Source organism: Paramagnetospirillum magneticum AMB-1 (genome assembly GCF_000009985.1).
In the GTDB taxonomy this organism is placed as follows: domain Bacteria; phylum Pseudomonadota; class Alphaproteobacteria; order Rhodospirillales; family Magnetospirillaceae; genus Phaeospirillum; species Phaeospirillum magneticum.
Genome location: NC_007626.1, coordinates 779330 through 799401, shown reverse-complemented (window position 1 = coordinate 799401; position 20072 = coordinate 779330). Strand labels below are relative to the sequence as shown.

Below are 20072 nucleotides of genomic sequence, written 5' to 3'. Positions count from 1 at the left end.
AATTTACGCCTTTGCCGCCCGGATTCAAGGAAAAGCCACACTCAAAATAAGGATATCCGCCCTGCGCCATCATCCGGCCAGCAATTGCGCCCGGTTGCGAAAGAACGAGCAGGCGAGGCAGGCATCGTCGCTGCGCAGCTTTTCCGAATGGCCGATGCGTACCACCCAACAGCCATCCTGATCCGAGCGGCTGAGGCCGTTGCCCAAGGATGCCCGACTGACCGATGCGACCGCTTCCGGACAGCCAGCACAGGGCAGCCCGGAGGCACAACACCCTGCGGCATCACTACGGCTGGACAACTCCTCTCCCGGCATGTCCACCTCCATGTGATAAGGGTATCTCAGGAATATCGGTGCCTAGCGAAAGGCCGTCACCGGCGACATCAGATGGCGCAGCCGATCCAGCAGACGCGAGCGGAGCGGAGCCCCCTCGTGCAGGTTGCCCGCGCACCGGGCGACTTCGCGGGCACAGGCGTCGTGATGGGAACAGGTGGCATCCTCGGGACAATGGGCTATATCGCCGAGGATGACCAACGCATCCACCCAAACACCACACTCGATGCAGTTGGAGGTCGCCGCAAACTTGCTTTGACAGGCCGTGGGCAGGTCACGATTCGTCATGCGGCGATGATAGGGGGGGCGAGAGCGATTCTCAACCACATCTTCCATGCGGGATTCACGGGGCGATCATGCGCCCTCCCGAACGCTAGGCGGACAGGGCCAGCACCCGGTCGCGCTCGGCGGCGGCGATGGCCGCCTCGGACAGCCGCGACGCCACGATCATGGCCATCCACGAGCAGCCCAGCCGGCGCGGGCACGACAGCAGCGCGTTGCACGCGCCGGCATTGCGCAATACGGACAGGGCATGCTCGGCCGACAGGGAATCCCCCGCCATGCTCATCAGCCTGTCAAAGGCGCAACGCCTGTTATCCTGGTACCCCATCGTCCAGATTCCCGTTCAACACCGGGATTATACTTATCCGAAATCGGAACTATGACAATCGGGTGGAGCCCCCAGTCATCGAACGATAATATTGACGAAAGATGATGTCGCTACGTTACATCGGCCGGTACGGACGCTCAGCGGCGACAGAGTCTCCGGACTTCTGGGGCGATCAGGCGGGCGAATTTCCGAGAGCCTTCCACCGAGAAATGCCCCTTGTCGACAAAGTCCGACGCCTCGAACGCCTCGGGCTCCAGGACCACGGATGCCGCCCCCAACCGCTCGGCTTCCAGCTTCATGATCAGATTGAGCCGCTGTTGCAGCGGCCAGACATCCTGGTCCCTCACCCGGGGAAGCCATTCCGGCCCCAAGCCTGCGTCATGACGGAACGGATTCAGCATCTGGCCGATAAAAACGCTTCGGACGCCGCGCGCCGCGTTCAGCGCGTGGATGGCCTGGATATTCTTTCGGAAGATGTCCTCCAGCCGGACGTCAGGACCATCGGCCGGCCCCAGGCGGTGATAATCCGGCGGATACGGGATGGTATCGAACGACGCGCTCAAGGCCGCCGACAGGACCCGATACAGCGGACTGGCACCGCCACCGCCGCGAATCTGGAGATTTCCCGGCTGGGACAGCAGATGGAAATCGGCATAGCCCGCATCCAGATCCGGGAGATGGGCATTTCGCAGATCGTTCCACCCCATGTAGTACAGCGAACAGACCGGCATGGTGCCCAACCGGTCGGCGTAGAACGCCGTCTGAACCACATGTTCCGCCGAGCTGTAGCCCGGCACGCCGAAATTGGCGACGACCCAGTCATCCCCCAATTCGCCCCCAAGCCGTTCCGGCCAGGTGGCCCCTTGCGGAACCGCCACATCATAGGTGGTCGAGCCGCCATAGGCATTCACCAGCCGCTGGCCCGCCCCCAGGGTGATCTCTCCCCCGCGCAAATTATGACGGTTGTGCCGGATGTCCACGCCACGGGTGGAGACGAAGCCCTCCTTGGGCACGGCCATCAGCAGCGGATGATACTTGAAGCGAGGGCCGTCCCCGAAGAACGCCTCCCTGTTCGGCAGAAGGGACGGAATCGGCAGGCCCATGGCATGGCCCACATGGGTCGCCAGGGCCAGCAGCAATTCCGTCATCGCCAGGGCCAGCAGGAGCCAAGAGGCCACCCGCCACCGCGCCGAAACCATGGACGCCAGGAGCAGCATGGCGACGTAATAGAGAAAAATCGCCCGATTCGCCGTCGGGCTCAGTCCGGCGCCGAAGGCCTGAAAGCCCCCCAGGACCAAAATGACCATTAGTCCCAGGCAGGCGATCAGGAACGGCATCGCCCTGGCAAAATCGTAAGGCGGCCTCAAGCCGAAACAGGCGCGCATTCGGTTCGCCCCCCGCCCAAGCATCAAACTCTCCCGCGCCCGGAGCGCTTCGGCGTTACGCCGAGACACTCCGGCCGGTAACCGTCACTCCCATTCAATCGTGCCCGGCGGCTTGCTGGTGATGTCGTAGGTCACCCGGTTGATGCCCTTGACCTCGTTGATGATGCGATTGGCCACCCGGCCGATGAAGGCCATGTCGAAGGGATAGAAATCGGCGGTCATGCCGTCGGTGCTGGTGACAGCGCGCAGCGCGCAGGCGTAGTCGTAGGAGCGCGAATCGCCCATCACGCCCACGGTGCGGACCGGCAGCAGCACGGCAAAGGCCTGCCAGATCTCGTCATAAAGGCCCGCCTTGCGGATCTCGTCGAGATAGATGGAATCGGCCTTCCTGAGGATGTCCAGGTTCTCGCGGGTCAGCGGCTGGCCGGGGATGCGGATGGCCAGGCCGGGGCCGGGGAAGGGATGGCGGCCGACCATGTCGGCCGGCAGGCCCAATTCGCGGCCAAGGGCGCGGACCTCGTCCTTGAACAGCTCGCGCAGCGGTTCCACCAGCTTCATGTTCATGCGCTCGGGCAGGCCGCCAACATTGTGGTGGCTCTTGATGGTTACCGACGGCCCGCCGGTGAAGCTGACGCTTTCGATCACGTCGGGATAGAGGGTGCCCTGGGCCAGGAAGTCGGCGCCGCCCACCGCCTTGGCCTCCTCCTCGAACACGTCGATGAAGGTGGCGCCGATGATTTTGCGCTTCTTCTCGGGATCGGTGAGACTGGCCAGCTTGTCGAGGAACAGGCCCGAGGCGTCCTTGTGCACCAGCTTGATGTTGAAGCGGTCGCGGAAGACACTGACCACCTGCTCGGACTCGCCGGCCCGCATGAAGCCAGTGTCGACGAACACGCAGGTCAGCTGATCGCCGATGGCTTCGTGCAGCAGGGCCGCCACCACCGAGGAATCCACGCCGCCCGACAGGCCGCAGATCACCCGGCCCGACCCCACCTGGGCGCGTACCTTGGCGATTTCCTGGGCGCGGAAGGCCTTCATGGTCCAGTCGCCGGCGCAGCCGACGATCTTGTGGACGAAATTGGACAGCAATTGCTTGCCGATGGGGGTGTGCACCACCTCGGGGTGGAACTGCACGCCGTAGAACCGCTTGTCCGCATTGGCAATGGCGGCGAAGGGCGCCCCTTCCGAGGTGGCGACCACCTTGAAGCCCGGGGGAATGGCGGTGACGCGATCGCCGTGGCTCATCCACACCTGGACCTCGTCACCCTTGGCGGCGATGCCGTCGAACAGGGCGCAGGGCTCGCCCGAGACCTGGAGCATGGCGCGGCCGAACTCGCGGTGGTCGCCCGGCTCGACCTTGCCGCCCAACTGCTCGCACATGGTCTGCTGGCCGTAGCAGATGCCGAGGATGGGCAGGCCCATCTCGAACAGGCCCTGGGGGGCGCGGGGGCTGCCGAAATCGGCCACCGAGGCCGGGCCGCCCGACAGGATCACGCCCTTGGGGCCGAACTCGCGGATGCTGTCGACGGAGACCCGGTTGAAGGGATGGATTTCGCAGTAGACACCGGCCTCGCGCACGCGGCGCGCGATCAACTGGGTCACCTGCGAGCCGAAATCGACGATCAGGATGCGCTCGGACATGACTTCCTCCGGGGGGCGTTCAAGGCGCGGACTTTAGCGATTCGTCCTGGGCGGAACAAGTACTTGGCCGAGGTCAATTTCACCATGCCCCGAGGGGTGATAGGGTCCAGCCACAATTCCGCCGGAAGGATTCCCCATGCGCCGCCTCGCCGCCCTGCTGTTCGTACTGTTGCTGCCCGCCTGCTATCAGGTGGAGGGCGACACCGTCGCGCCCGCCGCCTCGGTCCGGGTGGATGGGGTCAAGGACGGCCGCTATCGCCGCCCCGACGGCGTCGAGGTGCGGGTCACCTGGAACGCGGCGGAGAAGCAATACGACGTGGCGACCCCGGACGGCCCCACCGGCAAGGCCCGCGCCGCCCGCCTGGCCCCCGGCCTGTTCCTGGTGCAATACGTGGATGCGGCGCGCCTGACCCTGATGGCGGCGCCCAAGGGCGACGACGTGGCGCTGTACTTCGCCGCCAAGGAGGCCGAGCCCCGGCTGCTCAAGGCCCATGGCCTGGGACTGAAGCCCGGCCCCATCAACGCGCTGACCGGCCAGGCCCGCGCGGTGGTCGACTTCTTCAAGGATCTTGCCGTGTCGGGCGAGTTCGTCGAGGGCGAGAAGCTGGTCTACCTGGGAGCCTGAGCCGTCATCACCCGGCCAGGGCGGCGTTTTCCTTTTCGTTGGACTCGATCTTGCGCTGCAGGGCCTCCATCAGGGGCTGGACCTTGCCGCCCGAGCTGCGCAGCACCGAGGCGAAATCGTCTTTCATGGCACGGATGAGACTGACCCCCTGGGCGGTGAGATCCATGATCACCGGATGGCCGTCGGGGGCATTGGCCACCTCCCACTCCACCGGAATGGGCTCGCCCGGCTGGGAGGGCAGCATGGCGACGGACTGCACCTTGACCCGCCCCCCCAGGTCGGTTCCCGAGGTCACCTTGAGGGTGGTGCCGGGCTCGGCACGACCCAGAATGCCCACATAGGACGTCACCAAGTAACGCACGAACAGTTCGGTGAAGGCCTTCTGCTCGTCCTCGCTGATCTTGCCCCAATAGCGCCCGAGAAGGCTGGCCGACAGCATGGACGGGTCCACATAGCGGCGCAGCAGGCCATCCAGGCGCGAAGCCCGCTCGGGCAGGGGGAGCTTCTTGCCGACAAAGGTGGCGATTCCCTCGTCCACCGCGCTTTGAACGGTCTTGCGCCCCATCTCCACATCGGCTGCGGCAGCGACACCTGTTCCCAGGAAAACACCGAGCACCAGGACGACGGCCACAGCGAGACACCGTACAAAGGTCATTACCATTTTCGAAAAGGCCCCATCGAACGTCCCAATCAGGCAGAGGAAATAGCGCAATTCAGGGAGAGGGGGCAATACCCTCGGCTATAGTTCGACGGTCAGGGGAGCGTGTCCCGTGTGTCCGAAAAAGCGAATCAGCTCGGCCGGGGTCACGGTGGTGGTCATATGATTGCGCAAAGGGTGATAGTTGATCAGGTCCTGGTCCATCATCCAGGAATCCAGCACCACGTTCACCCGATGATCCGTGTCGTTGATCACCGCGAAAGGGGTCACCGATCCGGGCTCGATGCCCAGGACTTCGGTCAGCAGCGGGGCCGAGCCGAAGGACAGCCGCGCCGAACCGATCCTGGCCGGCAGGGATTTGAGGTCGACGCGGCGCTCGGCCGGCGCCACTACCAGCCACAACTGCCCCTTGCCATCCTTGAGGAACAGGTTCTTGCAGTGAACCCCGGGGATGGCGCCCCACACCCGGTGCCCCTCCTCCACCGTGAAGGCCGGCTCGTGGTGATGGGTGACCGCCCGGATGTCCAGGCGGTCGAACAGGGCGAACAGGTCATCGGGCGTCGCGGCGGGCATCACAGCTTGTGAATGGGCTTGGGCACCGCGATATGGAAGCCCTGGCACAGGTTGATCCCCATCTTGCGCAGCAGCACCATGGTGTCCTCGTCCTCGACGAATTCGGCGATGGTGATCATGCCGAAGCGCCGGGCCATGGAATGGATGTGCTCGACCATGATGCGGTCGCGCTCGTCGGTGACCACGTGGCGGATGAAGCTGCCCTCGATCTTGACGTAATCGACGGTGATGTATTTGAGATAGAGGAAGGACGAGAAGCCCGAGCCGAAATCGTCCAGGGCGAAGCCCAGTCCGGTGCTGCGCAACTCGTTGATCATGGCGACGATGTCGCCGAAATGGGGCAGGGCCTCGCGCTCGGTGATTTCCAACACCACCCGCGACGGCGACACCCCGGCGGCGTGCAGCCGTTCGGGGATGGCCATCATGCGCTCGCGGTCGGTCAGGCTCTTGGCCGACAGGTTGACGAAGATCTTGGCATCGCCCAGCTTGCCCGCCGCCATGGCCTCCAGGGCGCCGTCGAACACGGCGGCGTCGATCTCGCCGGCCAGCCCCAGTTCCTCGGCGGATTCGATGAAATCGCCGGCACAGACCGCCTGATCGCCGTCCACCACCCGAGCCAGCACCTCGTAAGCGGCGACGGAGCCGTCCTCGGCGGCGACGATGGGCTGGAAGAACGGCACCAGCCGTCCCTCGGCCAAGGCGCTGCGCACCATTTCGCCCTGGCTGAAGATGGCCACGGTGGCGTCCTCGCCCTCGCCGATCACCGCCACCTGATTCTTGCCCGAGCGCTTGGCCTTGTAGATGGCCACGTCGGCGGCGATGGCCAGCTTCTGGGCGTCGTCGGCATTATCGGGATAGCCCACCAGGCCAATGGACGCGGTGATGCGCACGCCGCCCACCGGCAGCCCCAACTGGCAGTCGGCCACGGCCTGGCGCAGCTTCTCGGCGGCAGCGACGCCCTCCTCCATGGTGGTTTCCGGCAGCAGCACCGCGAACTCGTCGGCGCCGACCCGGGCCACCACATCGGTGCGCCGCACCTCGCGGTAGAGCACGCTGGCCAGTTCCTTCAACACCAGATCGCCGATGGGATGGCCGAAGGTGTCGTTGATGTTCTTGAAGTCGTCCAGGTCGATCTGGGCGACGCAGAAGGGATGGCCGTGCCGCTGGGCGCGGTCGATCTCGTGGTCGAGGAACTCGTCGAACTTGCGCCGGTTGTAGAGTCGGGTCAGCGGGTCGCGGATGGACAGGTCCTCCAGCCGGTGCTGGTATTCCTCCACCGTGCGCAGCAGCTTGTTGAAATAGTCGGACAGGTCGGCCACTTCGGCGATGATGCCCTTGGTCTCGACGCGGCGCGACAGGTCGGTGTGCAGGATGATCTCCTGCATCAGCGCCACCATGTTGGTGATGGGCCGCGCCACGAAGACCTTCAGCTTGAAGTACAGCGCCGCCGACAGCAGCAGCAGGATGGCGAAGAAATAGGCCAGCACCGTGTTCAACACGTAATCCAGCGATACCTTCAGCGCATGCACCGGATAGACGATGTCGATGACGCCGTTGATGTCGCCCACCTTGGCCGCGGTATGGCAGGCCAGGCACTCCTCCCTGACGATCAGGGGATAGAGGTAGCGGATGCCTGTGGGGCTGGGCAGCAGCGTCTCCTTGCCCGAGGCCAGCACCTCCTGCAGCAGCGGATCGTGACGGACGATGGCGACGTCGTTGGCGATCTCGCCGAACTGCTCGATCACCGGACGGCCGCGGATGACGTGGATGGACAGGTCGGGCAGCGCCACCTGCAGACGGGTGATCACCTCGCCGATCTCATCCTTGCTCCAGCCCTTGCGCATGGCGGCGTAAAGGGTCTCGAACACCAGGGTCGAGGTCTGGCGCGCCTCGTCGCGGGCGAGGTCGTTCACCGACTTCTCGCGCACATGGCCGGAGATGAGGACAACCACGCCAAGCGCCAGCACGGTCGCCGTCAGGGACAGCAGAAACACAACTCGGGTGATGCTGATCCTGGCCTTGAATTTCAAGTCGTCCATTTCCCCCCGGAACACGTCAAATCAGAGCCCTACTCCCCGCGCCCTTGATACTCATCAAGAGCGCTCCTGTCCAACTTTTCCACAGATTGCGACAAATTGTGCCCTAACGAGGTGAATGTTGACGAACCGTATAATCCATTTGGTCAGGCGGCATCGCGGATGGGATGGCGGCCGAGGATGAGACGCTGGAATTCCTCCTGCCAGCGGGTCTCCACGTCGGGGGTGAGCTCCAGATTGCCGTGCAGGCGGCCGTTCTCGCATTCCCGCCCGACCATGGACAGCGCCACCGAGCATCCCTCGATGCGCACCTTGACCCGCATGCCCTTGGCCACCGGGCAGACGTCGCCCTGGATGGTCAGGCCCCGTTCGGAAACCTCGTCGAACACCACCGGCACCTCGGCGCCGCCCATGTCCACCAGCCCCTTGACGCCAAGGGCGTAGCGCGGCGCGTTGCGGCGGTCCACTTCCTTGGTGGCGGTGCGCACCACCCTGACGATGACGCTCTTCAGGCTCTCGATGGAGCGGGCCACGTCCACGGAGATGTGGTTGACCCTGGCGGCCCGCTCGCCCGTGATGCCGGCCTCCTCCGACACCTCGGCGATGCGCTCGGCCACTTCGCGGGCGGCGGAGGTGGTCTGAGCGATGTTGCGGGCGATGTCCTGGGTGGCGGCGTCCTGCTGGCGGATGGCCCCGGCCACGCTGACCGAGACGCCCTCCACCTCCTTGATGGCGGCGGCGATCTCGGCGACCGAGGCGACGGCGTCGACGGTGCTGGCCTGGACCTCGCCGATCTGGGCCGAGATCTCCTCGGTGGCCTTGGCGGTCTGGTTGGCGAGGTTCTTGACCTCGTTGGCCACCACCGCAAAGCCTTTGCCCGCCTCGCCCGCCCGCGCTGCCTCGATGGTGGCGTTGAGCGCCAGCAGATTGGTCTGGCTGGCGATGTCCTGAATCAGGTTGGCCACCTCGCCGATGCGGTTCACGGCGGCCGACAGGCGGGTGATGGTTCCCTGGGCCTTTTCGGCGGAAGCGACGGCGCCGCCGGTGACCTGCCCGGCCAAGGCGATCTGCTGGCCGATCTCGCGGATGGAGGCCGACAGCTCCTCGGCGGCGGCGGAGACCGTCTGGGCGTTGGACAGGCCTGACTGGCGGCGGCGGCGACGCTTTGGCTGCTGCCGCCCACCGCGCCGGCGGAATTGGCCATCTGGCCGGCATTCTCGGCCATCAGCGCGGTCTGGGCCGCCACCTGCTCGACGGCGGCGCGGGTTTCCAGTTCCACGGTCTCGGCCATGGATTGCAGGGCGGAGACCCGCTCGGCGAAAGCCGCCTCGCGCTCCTTCTCCTGCGCCTGACGCATGGCCTCGGCCGCCCGCATGGCGTCGCGGAAGACCCGGACGGCACGGGCCATCTCGCCGATTTCGTCATGGGCCTCCACCGAGGGGATCTCCACCGCCAGATGGCCGCCGGCCAGTTCCCGCATGGTGGCGGTCATGTCGTTGATGGGCTGGGACACCCGCTTGAAGGCCGTCCAGGCCGCCCAGCCGATTCCGGCGGCCAGGCCCAGCACCGCCAGCCAGATCATGGCCTGCAGGCGGCTTTCGTAGAACTCGTCCAGCCCCTGGACCAGGTCGCTGACCTTGGCCGAGTTGGCGGCGGCCAGGGCCTCGATCTGCTTGTTCAGGGCCTGGCGGTTGGCGCGGTTGGCGTCGTTGTCGCCAAAGGTGCGGGCCTCGGCGGTACTGACCTCGCGCCCCAGGCGGACCAGCTCGGCGCGGAAGGCGGCGAACTGGGCGGCCTGCTCGACGGCGGGCTTGAAGGCGCCGCGTTCGGCTTCGGGAACCAGCGCGGTCCAGTCGGCCATCAGCCGGCTGATCTCGGCCACGTTCTTGAGAATGGCGGGAGCGTATTTCTCCGCCTCGCGGGCGTCGCGGCTCATGTAGACCCCGCGGGAATCCATCACCACCGCGTTGATCAGGCCGTTGACCTTCTCGCCGATCACCGCCCGCTGGGACGCGGATTGCATCTCCATCACGTGCTGGTGATAGGTGGCCATGGAACGGATGCCCACCAGGGCCATGGCGACGGCCGCCAGTCCGACCAGACCGACGGCGGCGAAAATCCTGAGCTTCAGCGACAAGTGCATGACTCACCCTCCCCAGGGTAATACTCACCCAGGGACAGATGATGTCCTGCCTTATGAAATCTCAGGTCATAGACACTATGTCTAACGGTCTAAGGTATTAACCCCACCCTATCGGCCGATGACCAAGGTCGCCCAACCGTCGATGACAATTCTGTTCTTCAACGTCAAACCCTGGCGTTCATGATTGGCCATGACCATGCGCTCCTGGCGCTCCAGCAGGCCCGACAGGATCGCCAGGCCGCCGGGGGCCAGGTGGGCGGCCAGATCGGGGGCGAAGCGGCACAGCGGCCGCGCCAGGATGTTGGAGAAGATCAGGTCATAGGGCTTGCCCCGCCCCACCACCGGATTGCGGTAGCCGTCGCTGACCACGGCGGTGACGAAGCGGCCGACGCCGTTATTGGCGGCATTGCCGGCCAGCACCTTGACCGCCGAGGGGTCGATGTCGGTGCACACCACCATGGTGGCCCAGCACTTGGCCGCCGCGATGCCGAGAATTCCCGAGCCCGAGCCCAGATCGAGCACCGCCCGGCGCCGCTGCTTCTTGGCCAGGGCATCCAGGGCCAGCAGGCACCCCCTTGTAGTGGCGTGCTCGCCCGAGCCGAAGGCGGTGCCGGCGTCGATCTCGATGCCGATGGAGCCCACCGGCGGCTTGCCCTCCCAGTGGGAGCCGTGGACGAAGAACCGCCCGGCGCTGATGGGCGGGAAGTCGCGCAGATTCTCCAGCACCCAATCCACGTTGGGCAGCATCTCGATCTCCAGCGGCGGCGCATCGATGCCGTTGGCGGCGGCCAATGCGGCCATGGCCGAAACGATGGCGGTGCGATCGGGCGGCGTGCGGGAAAAGCCTTCCAGGAACCAATCGCACTCGCCGTCGGAAATGCCCGAACGGTCCTCCATGAACATGGTCACCGCCTCGGCATGGCGCTCGAACACCTCCTCGAACACCGGAAGGGTCTCCATGGAGACGGTGAGGCGCAGGCGCCAGATGTCGGGGAAGACGGGGGGCATGGGCGTGTCTCTTTCCTGTGATCCTGTCATCCCGGGCGCGGGCGGGGGATGAGGGTTTCGTCCTTCGGCTACACCGCCGACACGAAACTGTCGAGCACCTTCTTGATGCCCGCCTTGTCGAAGGCGATTTCCAGCTTGTTGCCGTCCAGGGACAGCACGGTGCCGTTGCCGAACTTGTCGTGAAAGACGCGGGCGCCGGGCTTGAAGCCGCCGGCGCTTTCCCGCGGCTTGGCCTGCCCCCAGGAGGGAGCGGCGGCGGTCTCGCGGCGGGGCTGGCCAAAGCGGGCGCGGCTCCAGGCGGGGTCGTTCCAGGCGGCCTTGGATTCCGCCAGCCCGCCGCCATGCAGGCCGCGCTCGCCCGAGCGCTCCACATGGGACTCGGGCAGTTCCTCGACGAAGCGCGACGGAAGCTGCGACTTCCACTGGTTGTAGATGCGGCGGTTGGCGGCGAACGACACCAGCACCCGCTTGCGGGCGCGGGTCAGGCCCACATAGGCCAGGCGGCGCTCCTCCTCCAGCCCCTTGGTGCCGGATTCGGCCAGGGCACGGGAATGGGGGAACACCTCCTCTTCCCAGCCGGGCAGGAACACCGAGTCGAATTCCAGCCCCTTGGCGCCGTGCAGCGTCATGATCACCACGCTGTCCAGGTCGGCGCGGGAATCGTTCTCCATGACCAGGGCCACGTGTTCGAGGAAGCTGGCCAGGGAATCGTATTCCTCCAGCGCCGCCACCAGTTCCTTCAGGTTTTCCACCCGTCCCGGCGCGTCCGCCGATTTGTCGGCCTTCCACATGTCCACATAGCCGGACTCGTCCAGAATGGTGGCGGCCAGTTCGGGATGGGGCATGGACTCCAGCAAGGAGCGCCAGCGGTCCACATCCTCGATGAAGCGGGCCAGGGCCTGACGGGCCTTGGGCTTCAGCTCATCGGTGTCCACCAGCCGCCGCGCCGCTTCGAGCAGCGGCACCTGCTCGGCGCGGGCCACCATGTGAATGGTCTGCACCGCCGCCTCGCCCAGGCCGCGCTTGGGGGTATTGACCACCCGCTCGAAGGCCAGCCCGTCGGCGGCCGAGACCACCAGCCGCAGATAGGCCATGGCGTCACGGATCTCCAGCCGCTCGTAGAAGCGCGGGCCGCCGATGACGCGGTAGGGAATGCCGGTGGTGATCAGCCGTTCCTCGAACTCGCGGGTCTGGAAGCCGGCGCGCACCAGGATGGCCATGGAGGAGAGCTTCTCGCCCCGGCGCTGCAGGGTCTCGATCTCCTCGGCGACCATGCGGGCCTCGGCTTCGCCGTCCCACACCGCCTTGGTGCGGATCTTCTCGATGGCCTCGGGCTCGTGGATGATGCCGGGACGCAGCGTCTTGCCCAGCCGCCCCTCGTTGTTGGCGATCAGGGTCGACGCCGCCGCCAGGATATGGGGCGTCGAGCGGTAGTTGCTTTCCAGCCGCACCACCTTGGCCCCGGGGAAGTCCTTCTCGAAGCGCAGGATGTTGCCCACTTCGGCCCCGCGCCAGGAATAGATGGACTGGTCGTCGTCGCCGACGCAGCAGATGTTGCGGTGGGTCTGGGCCAGCAGCCGCAGCCACAGATACTGGGCGACGTTGGTGTCCTGGTACTCGTCCACCAGCAGATAGCGGAAGCGGCCCTGCCAGCGGGCCAGCGCCTCGGCGTCGCTCAGGAACACGGTCAGCACGTGCAGCAGCAGATCGCCGAAGTCACAGGCGTTGAGCGACCGGAGGCGGTCCTGATAGGCGCGGTACAGCGTCTTGGCCTGCCCCTCGGCGCCGCCGTCGGCCGCCGCCTTGTCGGGGGTGACGGCGCGGTCCTTCCAGCGCTGGATGGTGGCCATCAGCCCCTGGGGCGGTGTGCCCTTGGGGTCCACATGGGCCTCGGCCATCACCTGCTTCAGGACCCGCATCTGGTCGTCTGAATCCAGCACGGTGAAGTCGCCGCCCAGCCCCACCGCCTCGGCGTGCGAGCGCAGGATGCGCAGGCACAGCGAGTGGAAGGTGCCCAGCCAGATGCCATCGGACACCGGCCCGACCAGTTGCCCCACCCTCTCCTTCATCTCGCGCGCCGCGCGGTTGGTGAAGGTCACGGCAAGACACTGCCAGGGCTGGGCCAGGTTGGAGGCCAGGATATGGGCAAGGCGCGAGGTCAGCACCTTGGTCTTGCCCGTGCCGGCCCCCGACAGCACCAGCACCGGGCCGTCGGTGGTGGTCACCGCCTGGAACTGCTCGGGGTTGAGGCCTTGCAGCCAGGGGGCATCGGGCGGCACCGGCCGGGGGCCGGAAGCACGGGACGGGGGCGGAGAGGCGGGAGCCTCGTCATCAAGGGCGAAGGGGTCGGACATGGAGCGGATATTGGCGGAACCGGTCCCACCGTGCAACGGTGGAGCAACCTGCGCTGAATCTGACACAGATCGCTCCAGCGGCCATCGAGGCCGCGGCCAGGCGTGCCGTAGGCACGCGCTTAGGCAGAGGGGCGAACATGAATCCCAGTCCCAGCTATTCCTGCAATGCCGCTCTGTGAGGCGGTTCATTGAAGCGAAGCCCCGCGAGGCCCAGACTCCTTGACATAGGAGCGCGTTCCACCCGTAAGCAGGGAGGTCCGCCATGCGCAAACGCCTTCTCATCGCCGCCACCCTCGCCCTGACGGCCATTGCCCTTCCCGCCTGGGGCGGGGACTGGGCCTTCCCCGCCGCCGCCCAGCACGGCTGGTCGGCCAACACCACCGTTGCCCTGAAGATGGGCGCCATGGTTCCCGATTCCTCGGTCGGCAGCGGTCTGGCCGGCGGCTTCGAACTGGCCGTCGACGACCCGCTGTTCCAGCTGCCCTACGGCAAGATCCGCGACCAGTTCAGCTATAACCGCTTTGACCATGGCGGCCTCGAGCTTCAGACCCTGGAGTTCAACCCGCACTACATGATTCCCATCGTCGAGAATCTGTGGGTGGGCGGCGGACCGGGGGTGGGCTGGGTCTTCACCCATTCCGAGTCCGGCCCCAGCCCCGACATGGTCACCGTCCAACTGGGCGCCAGCGCCTATTACACCGCGGGCCAGCTGATGGTCGGCCTGGAAAGCCGCTATCAGTGGGCCGGCGATGAACGGGTGGGCGGCGCGTCGAGCGCCGACAACTGGCTGACCATGCTGAAGATCGGCTACGCCTACTAGCTCTCTCCCCGGGGCATACGATAGATTCCAAGGGATCCATCAGCGCTCCGGGGGGACATGGCGATGCTTGAACTGACCGACGACCTGCGAATCGGCCATCCGGTGATCGATGCCGATCACCAGCGGCTGATCGAGATCATCAACGAGTTTCTCGAACACTCGAAAGCCGCGGACAATTCGCAGGTCCTGCACGAGACGCTGAAATCCCTGCTGGCTTATGGCCGGGACCACTTCAGCCGCGAGGAGCGCATTCAGCGCCAGTGCCTGTATCCCCTTCAACCGGGCCATTTCCACGAGCACAAAGCCTTGCTGGATCAGGTGCGCGAGATCGCCCGGGCCTATTTCATCGCCAAGACCAAGCCCCTGAACGAGTCCTCGGTGCTGGAGGTCAACGAGTTGCTCAAGGCCTGGCTGATCGGCCACGTCAAGAAATTCGACACCGGCATGCGCGACTGGGTGGCGCCCCCCAAGGACCCGGACGCCGCCCCGGAAAAGCTGGCGTCCCACGATCTGGCCGCCCTGGTCATCGATTCCGATGCCGCCCGCCGGGGACGTCTGGCCGATCTGCTGACCGGCCTGGGAGCGGCCAGGGTGCTGCAGGCTGAGGACGGCATCAAGGGGCTGGCCATGGCCTTCGGCGATCCGGTTCCCGACTTCATCATCTGCGACCTGGAAGCCGAGCCCCTGGACGGCTCCGCTCTGGCCGGAGCGCTGCGCGGCAGCAACAAGGCCTACATCGCCCGCATTCCGCTGCTGCTGCTGAGCGATACCGACGACGCCGACCTCATCCAGAAAGTGATGGAGGCCGGCGCCACCGGCCTTTACCCCAAAGCCTTCAATCCCAAGAACCTTGGGCGCCTGCTCAACCACCTGGTCAAAGGCTAAGGCAGCCCTTTGTCCAATGCATCGATTAAGTGTATGCATTTAAGTATATACCCGCTTGACCATTCTTTTGTTTCTCCGGAAACAGCTATAGGGTAAACAGCGTAGCCGAGTGATACGTCCATATGGCGTATGAGCTACTTATAGCTGTAAAATAGCCGGAGAAAAGCGCGATGTCGGCGCAATTGGAGAAGCCTGCGGCCAGGGCGTTGGCCGAATTGCTGGCACTGGGCGGGCTGTCCGACCGGCCGGGCGGGACCATCGACATCACCGGGCAGGATCCCTACTTTCCCACCACCCACCGGGTGGGCGAGGCCGCCGCCGCAATCCTGGCGGCCCAGGGTGCCGCCATCGCCGAGATCTGGCGCCGGCGCAGCGGACGAAGGCAGCATGTGGCGGTGGATGTGGGCGCCGCGGCGCTTTCCCTGGAATCCGTGACCCTGATGACCCGGCGCGGCTATACGGTGCCCTATACCGACATCAACTATCCCCTGACCAATTTCCATCCGACGCGGGACGGCCGGGCCATTCATCTTCATGCCGGCTACCCCCACCTGCGCAACGGCCTGCTGGAACTGCTGGACTGTCCCAACAGCATCGAGCGCATCCGCGCCAAGGTGGCGCAGTGGAATGCCTTCGAGCTGGAGGATGCCATCGCCGCGCGGGGCCTGTGCGGCAACGTCGCCCGTACCCGCCAGGAATGGCTGGACCATCCCCAGGGCGCCTGGCTGGCCGCCCAGCCGGTGGTCAGCGTCGAGCGCATCGGCGACAGCCCGCCCGAACCGTTGAAGCCCGCGGCCCGCCCCCTGTCCGGCATCCGGGTCATCGACCTCACCGACGTGCTGGCCGGGCCGACCGCCACCCGGACCCTGGCCGAACAGGGCGCCACCGTGCTGCGCATCCGCCCGCCGGACCGCCCGATCATTCCCGCCTTCATCCTGGACACCGGCCACGGCAAGCTGTCCACGGTGATGGACCTGAAGCGCCAGCCCGAGGCCGCCCGCATGCGCGCCCTGCTGGCCGAGGCCGACATCTTCGCCCAGAACTACCGCCCCGGCGCCGTCGCCGGGCTGGGATTCTCGGTCGAGGACGCGGTGAAGCTGCGGCCCGGCATCATCTGCATGTCGCTCAGCTGTTTCGGCGAGGGCGGACCGTGGAACGGCAGACGGGGCTGGGAACAACTGGCCCAGGCGGCGTCGGGCATGGCCGTGGCCGACGGCTCCATCGCCGAGCCCCGGGTCAGCCCGGTCATTCCCACCGATTACACCACGGGCTATCTGGCCGCCTATGGCATGGCCGTGGCGCTGCTGCGCCGGGCAACGGAGGGCGGCAGCTACCACGTGCGGGTCTCGCTGTCGCGAACCGCCCTGTGGATTCAGTCCCTGGGCGGCATCGGCGCCAAGCCGGCCGGCATCACCGTGCCGCCCGAGACCATCCGCGCCCTGGAAACCACCCGCGACACGCCGGAAGGCCGCCTGCGCTTCCTGGGGCCGGTGGCGCGCTTCGAGGAGACCCGGGCCTATTGGGAGCTTCCCTCCCCGCCCATGGCGGCCCACGAACCGGTCTGGCCCCTGATGCCCTCGCAGCCCGACGGGCCGGCGGTGCCGGTGGACTTCTCCGTGCCACGCTAATCCGCCCCGAACACCTCGGGAAAGGTGGCCATCAGGGCACAGTCCACATCATCCATGGTGGGGGTCAGGCCCAGATCCCACAAGGAGGTGACGCCGTGCTCGCGGATACCGCAGGGCACGATGCCCTCGAAGTGGGACAGATCGGGGTCGACGTTCAGCGCAATGCCGTGAAACGTCACCCAGTGACGGACCCGCACGCCGATGGCAGCGATCTTGTCCTCGCGCCCTCCTCCCCGGTCCACCCAGATGCCGACCCGGCCCGTCCGCCGCTCGCCCTTGACCACGAAGCGCGCCAGGGTGCGGATCAGCCATTCCTCCAGATTGCAGACATAGACCCGCACATCGGCGCCGCGCCGCTTGAGGTCGAGCAGCACATAGGCCACCCGCTGGCCGGGGCCGTGATAGGTGTACTGCCCGCCCCGCCCGGTCTCGTAGACGGGAAAGCGGCCGGGATCGACCAGATCGCGGGGGTCGGCGCTGGTCCCCGCCGAATAGAGCGGCGGATGCTCCAGCAGCCACACCAGCTCGGGCGCAGTGCCGGCCCGAATGGCGGCGACGCGCTCCTCCATGGCGGCGATCGCCTGGGGATAATCCACGGGAGAATCGGAAATCCGCCACTCGACGGGATAATTCATCAGGGACTCCGGGAGAGCGTGCTTGATTCGGTCGAGGTGATTTGGTATTCCCCTGTCTCCTCGTTGGCAAGCCCTTCGAGGCTACCGGAGAACGCGGCCATGGCGGAACTGGTAGACGCGCAAGCTTGAGGTGCTTGTGGGGTAACTCCCGTGGAAGTTCGAGTCTTCTTGGCCGCACCATCTGAACCTGTCAAGCCCGCCGGCAACCCCGGCGGGCTTGGTTGTTTTGGGGCATTCGCGCAATTTTATGACTCGGCGCCAACGCAGTGGTCATACCGCCATACCATTGCATTTCCTGTGGTTTTCCGAAATTCATCCGATCAGAGGCTTTGCGCGGCGCCCCCAAGCGAGTATGGTATCGGCCCGGTCCAAGAAATAACATTACGCCAGAGGTTGCCGTTCCCATGAGCATGTCCGACGAGTTGCGCGACGCGGCGCTGGAATACCATCGCCTGCCCACCCCCGGTAAGATCAGCGTCACCCCCACCAAGCCGCTGGCCACCCAGCGCGACCTGGCGCTGGCCTATTCCCCCGGTGTGGCCGCCGCCTGCGAGCTGATCGTCGCCGACGAGGACAGCGCCGCCGATGTGACGGCGCGCGGCAATCTGGTGGCCGTGGTGACCAACGGCACCGCCGTGCTGGGCCTCGGCCCCATCGGCCCCCTGGCCGCCAAGCCGGTGATGGAGGGCAAGGGCGTCCTGTTCAAGAAGTTCGCCGGCATCGACGTGTTCGACATGGAGCTGGCCGAGCTTGACCCGGACAAGCTGGTGAACATCATCGCCGCCATGGAGCCCACCTTCGGCGCCATCAACCTTGAAGACATCAAGGCCCCCGAGTGTTTCGAGGTCGAGCGCAAGCTGCAGGAGCGGGTGAAGATCCCGGTCATGCACGACGACCAGCACGGCACCGCCATCGTGGTGGGCGCCGCCATGGTCAACGCGCTGCGCGTGGTGGGCAAGGACATCGCCGACGTCAAGCTGGTGGCCTCGGGCGCCGGCGCCGCCGCGCTGGCCTGCCTCAACCTGCTGGTCAAGCTGGGCGTCAAGCGCGAGAACGTCTGGGTCACCGACATCAAGGGCGTGGTCTACGAGGGCCGCACCGAGCTGATGGACGAGTACAAGTCCATCTATGCCAAGAAGACCGACATGCGCACTCTGGCCGAGGTCATCGAGGGCGCCGACATCTTCCTGGGCCTGTCCGCGCCCCGCGTGCTGACCGGCGAGATGGTCGACAAGATGGCGCAAAAGCCCATCGTCTTCGCCCTGGCCAATCCCACCCCGGAAATCCTGCCCGACGAGGTCAAGGCGGTGCGTCCCGACGCCATCATCGCCACCGGCCGCTCGGACTATCCCAACCAGGTCAACAACGTCCTGGTGTTCCCCTACATCTTCCGCGGCGCCCTGGACGTGGGCGCCACCGAGATCAACGACGCCATGAAGCTGGCCTGCGTCTATGCGCTGGCCAATCTCGCCATGGCCGAATCCGATGAGCGGGTGCGCGCCGCCTATGGCACCGCGCCACTGACCTTCGGGCCGGAATACCTGATCCCCAAGCCGTTCGATTCCCGCTTGATCATCAAGATCGCCCCGGCGGTGGCCAAGGCGGCCATGGAATCGGGCGTGGCGCGGCGCCCCATCATCGATTTCGACGTCTACATGGACCGGCTCAACCAGTTCGTGTTCCGCTCTGGCCTGGTGATGAAGCCGGTGTTCGACCGCGCCCGCCAGGACATGCGCCGCGTGGTCTATTGCGAGGGCGAGGGCCGCCGCGTGCTGCATGCCGCCCAGACCGTGGTGGACGAGGGGCTGGCCCGTCCCGTGCTGATCGGCCGCCGCGAAGTGGTGGAAAAGCGCATTCAGGACCTGGACCTGCGCCTGCGCATCGACCAGGACTTCGACCTGTGCGATCCCGAGGACGATCCCCGCTTCAACGAGTACTGGCGCCTTTACCACTCCATCATGGAGCGCCAGGGCGTCAGCCCGGAATACGCCCGCACCGTGGTCCGCACCCGCAACACGGTGATCGGCACCCTGATGCTGAAGCGCAAGGAAGTGGACGCCATGATCTGCGGCACCATCGGCCGCTATGACAAGCACCTGTCCCACATCCTCAACGTCATCGGCACGCGGGAAGGCGTCAAGGTCCCGGCCGCCATGAACCTGCTGATCATGCCGATCGGCACCTTCTTCATCTGCGACACCTATGTGACGCCCGAGCCGACCCCCGAGCAGATCTGCGACATGACCTTGCTGGCCTCGGAAGAGGTGCGACGCTTCGGTATCGAGCCCAAGGTGGCCTTCCTGTCCCACGCCAATTTCGGCAACCGCCAGACCGCCTCGGCCCAGCGCCAGCGCGACGCCCTGGCCCTGCTGCGCGAAAAGGCCCCCTATCTGGAGGCCGAGGGCGAGATGCACGGCGACGCGGCCCTGTCCGAGGAAATCCGCACCCGCATCTTCCCCAATTCCAAGCTGAAGGGCGCCGCCAACCTGCTGGTCATGCCGACGCTGGACGCCGCCAACATCTCGTTCAACCTGCTGAAGGTGGCGGGCGACGCCCTGTCGGTGGGACCGATCCTGATGGGCATCGCCCAGCCCGCCCACGTGCTGACGCCCTCGGCCACGGTGCGCAACATCATCAACATCACCGCCCTGGCGGCGGTGGATGCCCAGATGCACGCCGGCCGGGGACGGTAGTCAGCTTCCCACCAGGAACCTGTGCGATGATGGCCCCGGATGCTT

At 66.2% G+C, this 20072-nt stretch carries 17 protein-coding genes and 1 tRNA gene; 6 read left to right on the top strand and 12 right to left on the bottom strand.

Features of this window, described 5'->3' with window-relative positions:
- Nucleotides 1–357: 357 nt before the first annotated feature.
- The 4 genes from AMB_RS03775 to guaA form a co-directional block, all read right to left on the bottom strand.
- Nucleotides 358–543 carry a hypothetical protein gene (locus AMB_RS03775; RefSeq protein ID WP_011383178.1) on the bottom strand — a complete coding sequence of 62 codons (186 nt, stop codon included), beginning with the start codon at nucleotides 541–543 and terminating at the stop codon, nucleotides 358–360.
- Nucleotides 544–706: 163 nt separating this feature from the next.
- Nucleotides 707–901 (bottom strand): hypothetical protein, encoded by a 195-nt coding sequence (locus tag AMB_RS03770; protein WP_231848961.1) that lies wholly within the window; start codon nucleotides 899–901, stop codon nucleotides 707–709.
- 179 nt (nucleotides 902–1080) lie between these two features.
- On the bottom strand, nucleotides 1081–2328 hold the full coding sequence (locus tag AMB_RS03765; protein WP_148207284.1) for a hypothetical protein: 1248 nt from the start codon (nucleotides 2326–2328) through the stop codon (nucleotides 1081–1083).
- A gap of 84 nt (nucleotides 2329–2412) precedes the next feature.
- Nucleotides 2413–3969: a glutamine-hydrolyzing GMP synthase gene (gene guaA, locus AMB_RS03760; protein ID WP_011383175.1), complete on the bottom strand. Its 1557-nt coding sequence runs from the start codon at nucleotides 3967–3969 to the stop codon at nucleotides 2413–2415.
- A gap of 136 nt (nucleotides 3970–4105) precedes the next feature.
- Here guaA and AMB_RS03755 point away from each other — a divergent pair, with 136 nt between their 5' ends.
- The gene (locus AMB_RS03755) at nucleotides 4106–4594 is read left to right on the top strand and encodes a hypothetical protein (protein ID WP_011383174.1); all 489 of its coding nucleotides are present in this window, start codon (nucleotides 4106–4108) and stop codon (nucleotides 4592–4594) included.
- 7 nt (nucleotides 4595–4601) lie between these two features.
- Here the strand turns inward: AMB_RS03755 and AMB_RS03750 are convergent, their stop codons facing one another.
- From AMB_RS03750 to AMB_RS03725, 7 genes are all read right to left on the bottom strand, one after another.
- A complete protein-coding gene (locus AMB_RS03750) occupies nucleotides 4602–5225 on the bottom strand; it encodes an MlaC/ttg2D family ABC transporter substrate-binding protein (RefSeq protein WP_231848960.1) in 624 nt (207 codons plus the stop codon).
- A 108-nt stretch (nucleotides 5226–5333) separates the two neighbouring features.
- Entirely contained in the window at nucleotides 5334–5825 is a 492-nt protein-coding gene (locus AMB_RS03745; RefSeq protein WP_011383173.1) for a prolyl-tRNA synthetase associated domain-containing protein, read from the bottom strand.
- Nucleotides 5825–7864, bottom strand: coding sequence for a putative bifunctional diguanylate cyclase/phosphodiesterase (locus tag AMB_RS03740; RefSeq protein ID WP_011383172.1), 2040 nt, complete (start codon nucleotides 7862–7864; stop codon nucleotides 5825–5827). The genes AMB_RS03745 and AMB_RS03740 overlap by 1 nt, the downstream gene beginning before the upstream one ends.
- Before the next feature lie 143 nt (nucleotides 7865–8007).
- Nucleotides 8008–8922 (bottom strand): methyl-accepting chemotaxis protein, encoded by a 915-nt coding sequence (locus tag AMB_RS23145; protein ID WP_050750619.1) that lies wholly within the window; start codon nucleotides 8920–8922, stop codon nucleotides 8008–8010.
- Nucleotides 8841–10004 (bottom strand): methyl-accepting chemotaxis protein, encoded by a 1164-nt coding sequence (locus tag AMB_RS26275; RefSeq protein ID WP_011383170.1) that lies wholly within the window; start codon nucleotides 10002–10004, stop codon nucleotides 8841–8843. Before AMB_RS26275 ends, AMB_RS23145 begins: the two co-directional genes overlap by 82 nt.
- A gap of 108 nt (nucleotides 10005–10112) precedes the next feature.
- Complete coding sequence (locus AMB_RS03730) at nucleotides 10113–11012, bottom strand: 50S ribosomal protein L11 methyltransferase (protein ID WP_011383169.1); 900 nt, start codon at nucleotides 11010–11012, stop codon at nucleotides 10113–10115.
- A gap of 68 nt (nucleotides 11013–11080) precedes the next feature.
- Nucleotides 11081–13366 carry an ATP-dependent helicase gene (locus AMB_RS03725; RefSeq protein ID WP_043743351.1) on the bottom strand — a complete coding sequence of 762 codons (2286 nt, stop codon included), beginning with the start codon at nucleotides 13364–13366 and terminating at the stop codon, nucleotides 11081–11083.
- A gap of 262 nt (nucleotides 13367–13628) precedes the next feature.
- Here AMB_RS03725 and AMB_RS03720 point away from each other — a divergent pair, with 262 nt between their 5' ends.
- The 3 genes from AMB_RS03720 (at nucleotide 13629) to AMB_RS03710 (ending at nucleotide 16699) form a co-directional block, all read left to right on the top strand.
- A complete protein-coding gene (locus AMB_RS03720; RefSeq protein ID WP_043743350.1) occupies nucleotides 13629–14186 on the top strand; it encodes a hypothetical protein in 558 nt (185 codons plus the stop codon).
- Nucleotides 14187–14249: 63 nt separating this feature from the next.
- Nucleotides 14250–15071, top strand: coding sequence for a bacteriohemerythrin (locus AMB_RS03715; RefSeq protein ID WP_043743349.1), 822 nt, complete (start codon nucleotides 14250–14252; stop codon nucleotides 15069–15071).
- Nucleotides 15072–15241: 170 nt separating this feature from the next.
- The gene (locus tag AMB_RS03710) at nucleotides 15242–16699 is read left to right on the top strand and encodes a CoA transferase (RefSeq protein ID WP_011383165.1); all 1458 of its coding nucleotides are present in this window, start codon (nucleotides 15242–15244) and stop codon (nucleotides 16697–16699) included.
- Here AMB_RS03710 and lipB read toward each other — a convergent pair.
- Nucleotides 16696–17337, bottom strand: coding sequence for a lipoyl(octanoyl) transferase LipB (gene lipB, locus AMB_RS03705; protein ID WP_269446069.1), 642 nt, complete (start codon nucleotides 17335–17337; stop codon nucleotides 16696–16698). The two genes, AMB_RS03710 and lipB, sit on opposite strands and share 4 nt — an antisense overlap.
- A gap of 90 nt (nucleotides 17338–17427) precedes the next feature.
- Here lipB and AMB_RS03700 point away from each other — a divergent pair.
- Nucleotides 17428–17514, top strand: a tRNA-Leu gene (locus tag AMB_RS03700).
- A 230-nt stretch (nucleotides 17515–17744) separates the two neighbouring features.
- Nucleotides 17745–20027: an NADP-dependent malic enzyme gene (locus tag AMB_RS03695; RefSeq protein ID WP_043745954.1), complete on the top strand. Its 2283-nt coding sequence runs from the start codon at nucleotides 17745–17747 to the stop codon at nucleotides 20025–20027.
- The last annotated feature ends 45 nt before the right edge of the window (nucleotides 20028–20072 follow it).